Origin of the sequence: Tenacibaculum sp. (assembly GCF_050290165.1) — a bacterium.
Lineage (GTDB): Bacteria > Bacteroidota > Bacteroidia > Flavobacteriales > Flavobacteriaceae > Polaribacter.
In genome coordinates this window covers 270,604-283,735 of record NZ_JBNKHD010000002.1, presented here as the reverse complement: position 1 = coordinate 283,735, position 13,132 = coordinate 270,604, and the positions used below count along the sequence as shown (strand labels likewise).

The window sequence follows — 13,132 nt, the reverse complement described above, 5'->3', positions numbered from 1 at the left end:
TAGTTAGTTTATTTTAATTGAATATTTCGTTGCCCGTTTTCAAGCGAGTTAATTGATATAGCAACAACATCTAAAGGTAATAAATTTTTAACATTTTCGGGCCATTCAACTAAACACCAATTATCGCTATATAAATAATCTTCTATCCCCATGTCATAGGCTTCTTCTTCATCATTTATACGGTAAAAATCAAAATGATAAACAGTTTCATTTGTGTTGGTTCTATATTCATTAACTAAAGAAAAGGTAGGAGAGCTAGCAACATCTTCTACTCCCAAAACTTTACATATTTCTTTAATCAATGTAGTTTTTCCAACTCCCATTTCTCCATAAAAAAGCAATATTTTATGAGGGGCAATGGCAATAATTTCTTTTGCTACTGCGGTTAATTCGTTGAGTGAATAGTTCTTGTTCATAGAAAGCAAAAATAAAGAAGAAATGTTTGTTAATAAAAATTACTTTTAGCTTACTTCGGATTATAAACAGCACAAGGAATAATCATTTCTTCTAACGATATTCCACCATGTTGATAGGTGTTTTTGTAGTATTTTACAAAATGATTATAGTTGTTTGGATAGGCAAAAAATAAATCTTCTTTTGTGAAAATAAAAGGACTATTTATTGCAACCGAAGGTAAGAATATCTCTTTTGGATTTTTAACAGCATACACGTCTTTATCTTCGTAACTTAAACTTTTACCAGTCTTATATCGAAGGTTAGAGCTAATATTTTTATCACCAATTACTTTAGTTGGATGCTTACAATTTATAGTACCATGATCGGTTGTAATAATTAACTTTTGTCCTAGTTTTTGTGCTTTTTGAATGATTTCATATAAAGGGGAGTTTTTAAACCAACTTACAGTTAATGAGCGATATGCTTTGTCATCTCCAGCTAGTTCTTTAATAACCTCCATTTCGGTTTTTGCATGCGAAAGCATGTCCACAAAATTATAGACAACCGCCGTCAAATCATTTTGTTTTGTGCTATTATAATTATCAGCTAAGTCTTTTCCGCTTTTTAACGAAATAATCTTATGATACTCGTGTTTAATGTTTAATCCTAATCGTTTAATTTGAGAATCTAAAAATTCTGCTTCAAATAAATTTTTGCCTCCTTCATCTGTGTCATTTTTCCAATAATTAGGATATCTCATTTCCATTTCAGAAGGCATGAGTCCGGAAAATATTGCATTTCGGGCATATTGTGTGGCAGTTGGTAAAATACTGTAATAAGAATGCTCTTCTTCTTTTTTATAATAGTTATTGATGAAAGGTTCTAAAACTCGATATTGGTCGTAACGTAGATTATCAATTATTACCCATAAAACTCCTTGTTCTTTTGAGAGATTAGGAATAATATAATCTTTAAATAGGGTGTGAGAAAAAGTAGGTTTATCATCACCAGTTAACCAATTTTGGTATTTTTTCTTTACGAATTTGAAAAACTGAGAATTCGCTTCAGATTTTTGAGATTCTAGAATCTCAAGCATACCAGGATCATTAATGTCTTCTAATTCAAGCTCCCAATGAACTAATCTTTTGTATAATTCACTCCATTCTTCATAAGAATTTACCATGGCTAAGTCCATCGAAAGTTTTCTGAATTCCTGTTGGTAATTGGAGGTGGTTTTTTCAGATATTAAACGAGAATGATCTAAATTCTTTTTTAAACTAAGTAAAATTTGATTTGGGTTTACAGGTTTAATAAGATAGTCTGCAATTTTAGATCCAATAGCTTCTTCCATAATATACTCTTCTTCACTTTTGGTGATCATAACCACAGGAAGATTTGCATTTTTTTGTTTGATAGCAGATAAGGTTTCCAATCCTGTTATACCAGGCATGTTTTCATCTAAAAAAACAATATCAAAATTATTCTGTTCAACTAAATCAATGGCGTCAGCACCATTAGTACAAGTTGTTACTGAGTAGTCTTTTTTTTCTAAAAAAATAATATGAGGTTTTAGTAAATCTATTTCATCATCAACCCACAAAATATGTATGTTTCTCATCATAATTTTTATATAAATTCTACTTAGAATAACGCTTAAAAGTAGTTTTGTTGTGTTTCTAAAAGCTAAAAATACGTTAATTAAGTTCTAGTTAATTTGGTTTTGTAGATAAATTATGATTTTTTTGTTTAAAATTCAAGGATTCATACTATTTACAGATGCCCAAAACAAACAAATTGAAGATTATAAACGATCCAATTTATGGATTTATCTCTATTCCTAACTCATTAATTTTTGACATTATAGAACATCCATATTTTCAAAGATTACGTAGAGTAACTCAAATGGGGCTGTCAAATTTAGTATACCCAGGAGCTAATCACACACGTTTTCATCATGCCATAGGCTGTATGCATCTGATGCAAAAAGCTGTAAGGGTATTACGAATGAAAAATGTTGAAATTTCTGAGGAGGAGGCTAATGCTTTATATATAGCAATTTTGTTGCATGACATAGGACACGGAGCTTATTCACATGCATTAGAGCACAGTATAGTTAACGGGATTACACATGAAGAAATTTCGCTGAAATTTATGAAAGCATTAAATGAGGAATTTAATGGAAAGTTGACTTTAGCTATTCAAGTATTTGAAGGAAAGTATCACAGAACGTTTTTGTATCAGTTGATTTCTAGTCAATTGGATATTGACAGATTAGACTACTTAAAAAGAGATAGCTTTTATACAGGTGTTGCAGAAGGTAATATATCTTCGGACCGTTTAATAGCAATGATGAATGTGGTTGATGATGAGTTGGTTATTGAGCAAAAAGGGATTTATTCGGTAGAAAAGTTTATCATCGCACGTCGTTTAATGTATTGGCAGGTTTACTTGCATAAAACAGGCTTGGTTGCTGAAAATATTTTAGTTAATGTGCTAAAAAGAGCCAAGGAACTAGCAATGAAAGGTGTTGAATTACCAGCAAGTACAGCTTTGAAATATTTTTTATACAATCCTATAACACAAGAAAACTTTTCTAAAAAAACACTTCAAGTGTTTTCTGAGTTAGATGATTATGATGTTCTTTCTGCAATAAAAGAATGGAAAAATCATGAAGATTTGGTGCTTTCTGAATTAGCAGAAATGATTATTGATAGACATCTTTTAAAGGTAGAAATTCAAGAAGAATCATTTTCAGATGAATATATTAATAAAAAGTGCAAAAAAATTAAAGATTTATTGAATATTGATGAAAAAGAAGTAGAGTATTTTGTTTTTTCAGATAGAGTAAAACACCAAGCATATAATACTGATAAACCTATAAAAATTCTTAATAAAAAAGGTAAATTAAAAGATATAGCTAAAGCGTCAGATCAACTGAACCTCAAAGCATTGACAAAACCTGTAGTGAAATATTTTTTGTGCTATCCTAAAAAAATAATGTAGTTTGTTTTTGAAAACAAACGTTAACAAAATGGTAATTAAACAAAAATAATTACTTTTGCACTTAATGAAATTCACAGCAAAACAAATAGCCGATATTTTAGAAGGAGAGATTGTAGGAGATCCAAATGCTGAAGTATCAAAACTTTCTAAGATAGAGGAAGGCACAAAAGGTTCTTTAACCTTTTTGTCAAACCCTAAGTACAACCCCTATATATATACAACAGAGGCTTCGGTTGCTATTGTTAATAAGAGCTTTGTTCCTGAAAAGGAAATAGCAACAACTTTAATTAAGGTAGAGAATGCGTATAAATCATTTTCAAAGTTATTAGAGTTTTATAATGAAGTTAAGAATAATAAAGTAGGGAGAGAAAACCCTCATTTTATAGCAGATTCTGTTACAATAGGAGATAATGAATATATAGGTGCTTATGCTTATATAGGAGAAAATGTAGTATTAGGCAATAATGTAAAGATTTATCCAAATTCTTACATAGGAGATAATGTTACTATAGGTGACAATTCTGTTGTTTTTGCAGGTGTAAAAATATATTCAGAAACTGTTATTGGAAAGAATTGTAAAATTCATTCTGGAACAGTAATTGGAGCTGATGGCTTTGGTTTTGCTCCTGATGAAAATGGAGAATACAAGGCAATTCCACAAATAGGAAATGTTATTATAGAAGATAATGTAGATGTTGGATCTAATTCAACGATTGACAGAGCAACTTTAGGATCAACTATTATCCGTAAAGGAGTAAAGTTAGATAATCAAATTCAAATAGCTCATAATGTTGAGATAGGTAAGAATACTGTAATTGCTTCTCAAACAGGAATCGCTGGTTCAACTAGAATAGGTGAAAACTGTATGATTGGAGGACAGGTAGGGATTGTTGGACATATAACCATTGGAGACAACGTAAAAATCCAAGCTCAATCAGGTATAGGGAAGAGTTTAAAAGATAATGAAGTGGTACAAGGATCTCCAGCATTTGGATATTCTGATTATAGTAAATCGTATGTGCATTTTAAAAACTTACCAAAGTTAGTATCTACAATACATAAAATAGAAAAAGAGTTGAATGCTCAAAAAATGAATGATGAGTAAGAACCAAAAAACAATACAAAATGAAGTTACATTATCAGGTGTAGGATTACATACTGGTAATGAAGTTACTATGGTTTTTAAACCAGCGCCAGAAAATCACGGATTTGCTTTTAAACGTGTTGATTTAGAAGGTGAACCAGTAATAGAAGCAAAAGCTGAGTATGTAACAAATACACAAAGAGGAACAAACCTTGAAAAAAATGGAGTTCAAATACAAACTTCAGAACATGTACTAGCAGCTGCCGTAGGTTTAGATATTGATAATTTACTTATTGAAATTAATGCTTCAGAACCACCAATTATGGATGGTTCTTCTAAGTTTTTTGTTGAAGCTCTTGAGAAAGCAGGTATTGTAGAGCAAGAAGCAGAAATAGAGGAGTATGTTGTAAAAGAAGTAATCTCTTATAAAGATGAAGTTACTGGAAGTGAGATTATTTTAATGCCTGCAGATGAGTACCAAATTACTACTATGGTAGATTTTGGAACTAAAATTCTAGGAACTCAAAACGCCACATTAAATACTATTTCAGATTTTAAAGAAGAAATATCAGCGGCAAGAACATTTAGTTTTTTACATGAAATTGAAATGTTACTTGAAAACGATTTAATTAAAGGAGGAGACTTAAATAATGCAATTGTGTATGTTGATAAAGAATTATCAGATAGTACAATGCAAAAGCTTAAAAAAGCCTTTAACAAAGATAATATTACTGTAAAACCTAATGGAGTGTTAGATAATTTAACATTGCATTGGGCTAATGAAGCTGCACGTCATAAATTATTAGACGTTGTTGGAGATTTAGCTTTAACAGGAATTCGTATTAAAGGTAAGGTAATAGCAAATAAACCTGGTCACTCAGTAAATACTGCATTTGCAAAAAAGTTAGCGAAAATCATTAAAAAGGAAAAAAGAAATAATATTCCTTCTTATGATTTGAATCAACCACCTTTGATGGATATTCATAAAATAATGGATATCTTACCTCATAGACCTCCGTTTTTACTAATTGATAGAATTATAGAGTTGTCTGATAAACACGTGGTAGGAATGAAAAATGTTACTATGAATGAAAATTTCTTTGTAGGACATTTTCCTGGAGCACCTGTAATGCCTGGAGTTTTACAAGTAGAGGCTATGGCGCAATGTGGAGGAGTTTTAGTGTTAAATACTGTTCCAGATCCAGAAAATTATTTAACATATTTCATGAAAATGGATAATGTTAAGTTTAAACAAAAAGTATTACCAGGAGACACCTTAATATTTAAGAGTGAATTAATTACACCTATAAGAAGAGGTATTGCTCATATGCAAGCGTATGCTTATGCAAACGGAAAATTGGTATGTGAAGCAGAATTAATGGCTCAAATTTCAAAAGTAAAATAATATGAATCAACCACTTGCGTACGTACACCCTCAAGCAAAAATAGCTCGTAATGTAGTTATCGAACCTTTTACAACCATTCATGCAAATGTTGAGATTGGTTCAGGAACTTGGATTGGTTCCAATGTAACAATTATGGAAGGTGCGCGCATCGGTAAAAACTGTCGAATTTTTCCAGGAGCAGTTATTTCTGCAATTCCTCAAGATTTAAAATTCAATGACGAAGAAACTACTGTAGAAATTGGAGATAATGTAACAATTAGAGAATGTGTTACTATCAACAGAGGTACTTCTGATAGAATGAGAACAGTTATTGGTGATAATTGCTTAATTATGGCATATTGTCACATAGCTCACGATTGTAAAGTGGGTGATAATTGTATCTTCTCCAATAATTCAACGTTAGCAGGACATGTTACAATAGGAGATAATGTGGTGTTAGCGGGTATGGTAGCAGTACACCAGTTTGCCTCAGTAGGAAATCATGCTTTTGTTACTGGAGGATCTTTAGTTCGTAAAGATGTACCTCCATTTGTTAAGGCAGCTAGAGAGCCATTATCATACGTAGGTATTAATTCTGTAGGATTACGTAGAAGAGGTTTTACTACTGAAAAGATTAGAGAAGTTCAAGATATATATCGAATTTTATTCCAAAAAAATTATAACAACTCTCAAGCGATAGACATTATTGAGGCTGAGATGGAAGCAACATCAGAGCGTGATGAGATTATCCAGTTTATCAAAGATTCACATCGCGGAATAATGAAAGGATATTTTAAATCAAATTAATTATTAAAATTGCACTGGCTAAAATAGCGCAATATATAAAGATCAAATAAATGGCAACAACATCAGATATTAAAAAAGGATTGTGTATAAAATTTAATCACGATATCTATAAAGTTATTGAGTTTTTACATGTAAAACCTGGTAAAGGTCCAGCTTTTGTGCGTACAAAATTAAAAAGTGTTACCACAGGGAAAATTTTAGATAATACGTTTTCTGCAGGGCATAAAATAGAAGACGTTCGTGTTGAAACACATAAATTTCAATATTTATATCCAGAAGGAGATGTGTATCACTTTATGAATACTGAAGATTATAATCAAATTACACTTCAAAAATCAGTATTGGACGCTCCAGATTTAATGAAAGAAGGAGAAGTTGTAACTGTTTTAATTAATACTGAAGATAATATGCCATTATCTGTAGAGATGCCATCGCATGTTATATTAGAAGTAACTCATACAGAGCCAGGTGTTAAAGGTAACACTGCAACTAATGCTACAAAACCAGCAACTGTTGAAACAGGAGCTAGAATCAATGTTCCTTTATTTATTAATGAAGGAGACAAGATTAAGATAGATACAGAAAAAGGCGCATATACAGAGCGTATCAAAGAATAAACTTAATATTCCCGCTTTAGCGGGAATTTCTTTTTAAAGATGAAATTTAAACAGCCTCAAACTTTAGAGCAAATAGCAGCTTTATTAGATGTAGAATTTATTGGAGCTAACGATTTTCCTATTACAGGAATCAACGAAATTCATGTGGTAGAAAATGGAGATATCGTTTTTGTTGATCATCCAAAATATTACGATAAAGCATTAAATTCTGCTGCAACTACTATTTTGATTAATAAGAAAGTAGAGTGTCCAGAAGGAAAGTCTTTATTAATTTCAGACGATCCTTTTAGAGATTTTAATAAATTAACAAAACATTTTAACCCATTTATAGCTTCTAAAAGTAGTATAGCAGAATCTGCTATTATAGGAGAAAACACTGTTATACAACCAAACGTTTTCATAGGAGAAAACGTAACCATTGGTAAAAATTGTTTAATACATGCGAATGTGTCAATCAATAATAACTGTATACTAGGAGATAATGTAACTATTCATGCAAATACGGTTTTAGGAGCAGATGCTTTCTATTATAAAAACAGACCCGAAGGTTTTGATAAACTAATTTCTGGAGGAAGAGTAGTACTTGAAGATAATGTAGATTTAGGAGCTTCTTGTACAATTGATAGAGGTGTAACTGGAGATACATTAATAGGTCAAGGATCTAAAATAGATAATCAAGTTCACATAGGTCACGATACGGTTATTGGTAAAAAATGTTTAATAGCAGCCCAAACTGGTATTGCAGGTTGTACAGTGATAGAAGATGAAGTGACAATTTGGGGGCAAGTAGGTATTATCAGTGGATTAACCATTGAAAAAGGAACTGTTTTAATGGCACAAACCGGGGTTACTAAATCGTTAAAAAAAGGAGTATATTTTGGAACTCCACAAAGAGAATACCGCCAAACACTAAGAGAAGTCATCTATTTAAAAAATGCAACAAATCAAGACAAAAAGTAACCTTAAATAAATTGTGAAAACTCAATTAAAAGATTATTTTTGTCTGTCTTAAAAAATAAATAAAAAGCAAACCAATGAGTGTTTTAGTAAATAAAGATTCAAAAATTATAGTTCAAGGTTTTACAGGAAGTGAAGGAACTTTCCATGCTGGTCAAATGATTGACTACGGTACCAATGTTGTTGGAGGAGTAACTCCAGGTAAAGGAGGTCAAGAGCACTTAGGAAAGCCAGTATTCAATACAGTAGCAGATGCTGTTGAAAAAGCTGGAGCTGACACTTCTATTATTTTTGTACCACCAGCATTTGCTGCTGATGCAATTATGGAAGCTGCTGAAGCTGGAATCAAAGTAATTATCTGTATCACTGAAGGAATTCCTACTGCTGATATGGTAAAGGTAAAAGCTTACATTGATCAGTTAGATTGTACTTTAGTTGGACCTAATTGTCCAGGTGTAATTACTCCAGAAGAAGCTAAAGTTGGTATTATGCCAGGATTTATTTTCAAGAAAGGTAAAGTAGGTATTGTTTCTAAATCAGGAACTTTAACTTATGAAGCTGCGGATCAAGTTGTAAAACAAGGATTCGGAATTACTACAGCCATTGGTATTGGTGGAGATCCAATTATTGGAACTACTACTAAAGAAGCTGTTGAGTTATTAATGAATGACGATGAAACTGAAGCAATCGTTATGATTGGTGAAATTGGAGGTAACTTAGAAGCTGAAGCTGCTCGTTGGATTAAAGCAGATGGAAACAGAAAACCAGTTGTTGGTTTTATTGCAGGTCAAACTGCTCCAGCAGGTAGAACAATGGGACATGCAGGTGCTATTGTTGGTGGTGCTGATGATACAGCGCAAGCAAAAATGAAGATTTTAGCAGAAAATGGAGTACACGTTGTAGAGTCTCCTGCTAAAATTGGAGAAATGGTAGCTAAGGTTTTAGCATAAGAAGAAAAATATTTTAGCATTAACTGTTAAAATTTCATATTATTTTATTGTAAAATCCATCGAATTTGTAAATTCGATGGATTTTTATTTTAATCAAAACCAAATTATTTATGAAAACAATTAAGTTGCTATGTATTAGCATGTTGCTTATAGCTAGTATAAGTTGTAAGCAAACAACAACTTCAGAAAAAGAGGTAAAGACAGAACAAAACAAAGATGTAAATGGTTTCAGTTATGAAACCGTAACAAATGACCCTACAGGTTTACGTTTATATACATTAGAAAATGGGCTTAATGTGTATTTAAGCAAAAATACAGATGAGCCTAAAATTCAAACATATATAGCTGTTAGAGCAGGTTCAAATTACGATCCTAAAAATTCTACTGGTCTAGCTCATTATTTAGAGCATATGGTATTTAAAGGAACCCATAAAATAGGAACTTTAGATTGGGAAAAAGAAAAAGAATACTTAACTAAAATTTCCGATTTATACGAACAACATAGAGCAGAGGAAGATCCAAATAAAAAGTTAGCAATCTATAAAGAAATAGACAAAGTATCTTTAGAAGCTTCTAACTATTCTGTAGCTAATGAGTATGATAAAATGACTGCTTCATTAGGAGCTACAGGTACAAATGCACATACTTGGTTTGAAGAAACTATATATAAAAACAAAATTCCAGCAAACGAATTAAACAAGTGGTTAGACTTAGAGAATGAGCGCTTTAGTACGTTAGTATTACGTTTATTTCATACAGAATTAGAAGCTGTTTTCGAAGAGTTTAATAGAGGTCAAGATAACGATTGGCGTAAGAAATATGCAGCAATGTTGGAAGGATTATTTCCAAACCATCCTTATGGCCAACAAACTACAATAGGTACTGCTGAACACCTAAAGAATCCTTCAATGGTGGATATTCATAACTATTTTGATAAATATTATGTGCCAAATAATATGGCAATAGTATTAGTAGGAGATTTAGATTTTGATGCTACTATTAAAAAAATTAACGAGACTTTTGGGAAGTTTGAAAAGAAAGAATTGGTTCACCCAATATTACCAAAAGAAGAACCAATTACAGAACCGATTGTAAAAGAAGTTTTTGGACCAACTTCTGAATCAATTTCCATAGCATATAGATCTCAAGGAGTTAGTACAGAAGAAGAAAAATTTGTTACACTTTGCGATATGATCATGGCTAATGGTAATGCAGGATTAATTGATTTAAATTTAAATCAAAAGCAAGCAGTACAAAGTGCAGGTTGTTCACCAACTTTTTTAAATGACTACGGTTACCATACTTTTACAGGAACCCCAAAATCAGGTCAAACTTTAGATGAAGTTAAAGATTTGTTATTAGAACAAGTAGAAAAATTGAAGAAAGGAGAGTTTGATGAATGGATGATAGAAGCAGTTGTTAATGACTTAAAATTAAGTCAAACACGTCAGTACGAAAACAATACAGCCTTAGCTGGTGCATATTTTAATGCATTTATTCACCATGAGAATTGGAAAGATAAGGTGAAGTTTTTAGATGATTTGAAGAAAATATCTAAACAAGAGTTAGTTGATTTTGCTAATAAGTTTTATCAAAATAATTACGTTGTCGTTTACAAACGAAAAGGTGAAGATAAGAATATAGTAAAAGTTCAAAATCCAGGGATAACTCCTGTAAATTTAAATAGAGGCAACAGTTCTGAATATGTAAAAGCTTTTAATGAGGTAAAGTCAGCACCTTTGCAGCCAAAATTTATTGATTATAAAACTGCTATAAAAGAAACTAAAACGGCTAATAATATTACAGTTTCTTATGTATTAAATGAGAATAACGATCTATTTGATTTGAATATTATTTTTGACATGGGTAAAGACAACGACAAAAAGTTAAGTCTTGCTGCTGGTTATTTAGAATATATAGGAACAGATAAATATTCTGCTGAGGAGATCAAAAAAGAGTTTTACAAATTAGGTGTAGACTATTATGTAAGTGCCCAAGATGATAAAACTTATGTAGGTTTACGTGGTTTAAAGGAGAATTTACCTAAAGGATTAGAGTTGCTAGAACATTTATGGGATAATGCAAAAGCTGACCAAGAAGCATATGACAAATATGTTGAAAAAATTTATAAAGGTCGTCAAGATGGGAAAACTCAAAAAGGAAATATTCTTTGGAATGGACTATATAGCTACGGAAAGTATGGAGAAAATTCTCGTTTAAGAGATATTATGCAAGTTGATGAGTTAAAAGCTATTAACCCGGAAGAGCTTATAAATATCATCAAAGGAATGAAAAACTATAAGCAACGTATTTTCTATTATGGTAAAGATGTAGAAGCAGCGGTTGCAGCATTAAATAATCATCATAAAATTTATGGAGAATTAAAAGATTATCCAGAAGCAAAAGAGTATGTAGAAACGAATACTGGTGGAAATGTTTTTTATACTGATTATGATATGGTACAAACTGAAATGTTATTTTTAGCTAAAGGTGAGCCTTTCAAACCAGAAAATTTAGCAGCTTCAACATTATTTAACACATATTTTGGTAGTGGATTATCATCAATAGTTTTTCAAGAAATTCGTGAATCTAAATCTTTAGCTTATTCAGCTTTCGCAGCTTATAATAATGCAAAAGAAAAAGAAGATCCTAATTATGTAATGGCTTATATTGGTACTCAGGCAAATAAGTTAGAGCAAGCTGTTGATGCAATGATGGATTTAATGAATAACATGCCAGAGGCTGAAGAACAATTTAATGCAGCTAAAGAAGCTACATTAAAGAAAATAGCTGCTCAAAGAATTACAAAGTCTAACATCTTTTGGTCTTATGAAAGATTAAAAAAGTTAGGAATTGATAATGATAATAGAGAGGAAATGTACAATACCATTAAAGGTATGACTATAGAAGATTTGAAAGCATTTTTTGATAAAAATGTAAAAGGAGAGACATATAATGTAATGGTTATTGGAAACAAAAAAGATTTAGATGTAAAATCATTACAAAAATTAGGGAAAATAAAGGAGCTAGATGTAGACTACTTATTTAACTATGTTAATGAGAAGAAAATCAAATCTTAAAAAGAATTAAAAGTTTAATCGATATAAAATCCTGTTAAAGATTATTTTTTAGCAGGATTTTATTTATATATTTGACCTGATAAAACAACTAATAAATGAAACTTTTAGAAAATAAAACTGCAATTGTTACAGGTGCTACTAGAGGAATTGGTAGAGGAATTGCCTTAGAGTTTGCAAATCAAGGATGTAACGTTGCATTTACTTATAGCTCTTCTGTAGAAGCAGCAACTGCTTTAGAAAATGAGTTGAAAGCATTAGGAGTAAAAGCAAAAGGATACCAATCAAACGCAGCTGAGTTTGATGCGGCACAAGAGTTAGCTAAAAATGTTTTAGAAGAATTCGGAACTATTGATGTATTAGTAAACAATGCGGGTATTACAAAAGACAATTTGTTAATGCGTATTTCTGAAGACGATTTTGATAAAGTAATTGAAGTAAACTTAAAGTCAGTTTTCAATTTAACAAAAGCGGTGATTCGTCCAATGATGAAACAACGTGCAGGTTCAATTATTAATATGAGTTCAGTTGTTGGATTGAAAGGAAATGCTGGTCAAGCTAATTATGCAGCTTCAAAAGCAGGAATTTTAGGATTCTCAAAATCTGTAGCTTTAGAGTTAGGATCTCGAAACATTCGTAGTAATGTTGTTGCTCCTGGTTTTATTGAAACTGAGATGACTGCAAAATTAGACGAAAAAGTTGTTGAAGGTTGGAGAAACGAAATTCCTTTAAAAAGAGGTGGTACTCCTCAAGATATTGCAAACGCTTGTGTATTCTTAGCATCTGATATGAGTTCATATATTACTGGACAAACATTATCGGTTGACGGAGGAATGTTAACTTAGAAAAGATTTTT

Annotated in this window: 11 protein-coding genes; 9 read left to right on the top strand and 2 right to left on the bottom strand. The window is 31.3% G+C overall.

Going from position 1 to position 13,132, the window contains the following annotated elements; translation table 11 throughout:
* Positions 1 to 8: 8 nt before the first annotated feature.
* Together tsaE and ACQY6M_RS03305 are read right to left on the bottom strand one after the other, a co-directional pair.
* Positions 9 to 416 carry a tRNA (adenosine(37)-N6)-threonylcarbamoyltransferase complex ATPase subunit type 1 TsaE gene (gene tsaE, locus ACQY6M_RS03310; protein WP_428740388.1) on the bottom strand — a complete coding sequence of 136 codons (408 nt, stop codon included), beginning with the start codon at positions 414 to 416 and terminating at the stop codon, positions 9 to 11.
* A gap of 50 nt (positions 417 to 466) precedes the next feature.
* Positions 467 to 2,014 carry a response regulator gene (locus ACQY6M_RS03305; protein WP_428740615.1) on the bottom strand — a complete coding sequence of 516 codons (1,548 nt, stop codon included), beginning with the start codon at positions 2,012 to 2,014 and terminating at the stop codon, positions 467 to 469.
* A 158-nt stretch (positions 2,015 to 2,172) separates the two neighbouring features.
* Here ACQY6M_RS03305 and ACQY6M_RS03300 point away from each other — a divergent pair, with 158 nt between their 5' ends.
* From ACQY6M_RS03300 to fabG, 9 genes are all read left to right on the top strand, one after another.
* Entirely contained in the window at positions 2,173 to 3,399 is a 1,227-nt protein-coding gene (locus tag ACQY6M_RS03300; RefSeq protein WP_428740387.1) for an HD domain-containing protein, read from the top strand.
* A gap of 64 nt (positions 3,400 to 3,463) precedes the next feature.
* On the top strand, positions 3,464 to 4,504 hold the full coding sequence (gene lpxD / locus ACQY6M_RS03295) for a UDP-3-O-(3-hydroxymyristoyl)glucosamine N-acyltransferase (protein ID WP_428740386.1): 1,041 nt from the start codon (positions 3,464 to 3,466) through the stop codon (positions 4,502 to 4,504).
* A complete protein-coding gene (locus ACQY6M_RS03290; protein ID WP_428740385.1) occupies positions 4,497 to 5,888 on the top strand; it encodes a bifunctional UDP-3-O-[3-hydroxymyristoyl] N-acetylglucosamine deacetylase/3-hydroxyacyl-ACP dehydratase in 1,392 nt (463 codons plus the stop codon). The genes lpxD and ACQY6M_RS03290 overlap by 8 nt, the downstream gene beginning before the upstream one ends.
* Position 5,889: 1 nt before the next feature.
* Positions 5,890 to 6,675 (top strand): acyl-ACP--UDP-N-acetylglucosamine O-acyltransferase, encoded by a 786-nt coding sequence (lpxA, locus tag ACQY6M_RS03285; protein WP_428740384.1) that lies wholly within the window; start codon positions 5,890 to 5,892, stop codon positions 6,673 to 6,675.
* 50 nt (positions 6,676 to 6,725) lie between these two features.
* Positions 6,726 to 7,292 (top strand): elongation factor P, encoded by a 567-nt coding sequence (gene efp, locus ACQY6M_RS03280; protein WP_428740383.1) that lies wholly within the window; start codon positions 6,726 to 6,728, stop codon positions 7,290 to 7,292.
* Between the two features lie 39 nt (positions 7,293 to 7,331).
* Positions 7,332 to 8,252, top strand: a complete 921-nt coding sequence (locus ACQY6M_RS03275; protein WP_428740382.1) for a UDP-3-O-(3-hydroxymyristoyl)glucosamine N-acyltransferase — start codon at positions 7,332 to 7,334, stop codon at positions 8,250 to 8,252.
* A 74-nt stretch (positions 8,253 to 8,326) separates the two neighbouring features.
* Positions 8,327 to 9,199 carry a succinate--CoA ligase subunit alpha gene (sucD, locus tag ACQY6M_RS03270; RefSeq protein WP_133536204.1) on the top strand — a complete coding sequence of 291 codons (873 nt, stop codon included), beginning with the start codon at positions 8,327 to 8,329 and terminating at the stop codon, positions 9,197 to 9,199.
* Positions 9,200 to 9,309: 110 nt separating this feature from the next.
* Positions 9,310 to 12,279 carry a M16 family metallopeptidase gene (locus ACQY6M_RS03265; RefSeq protein WP_428740381.1) on the top strand — a complete coding sequence of 990 codons (2,970 nt, stop codon included), beginning with the start codon at positions 9,310 to 9,312 and terminating at the stop codon, positions 12,277 to 12,279.
* Positions 12,280 to 12,374: 95 nt separating this feature from the next.
* Positions 12,375 to 13,121, top strand: coding sequence for a 3-oxoacyl-[acyl-carrier-protein] reductase (fabG, locus tag ACQY6M_RS03260; RefSeq protein ID WP_099214341.1), 747 nt, complete (start codon positions 12,375 to 12,377; stop codon positions 13,119 to 13,121).
* Positions 13,122 to 13,132: the final 11 nt, after the last annotated feature.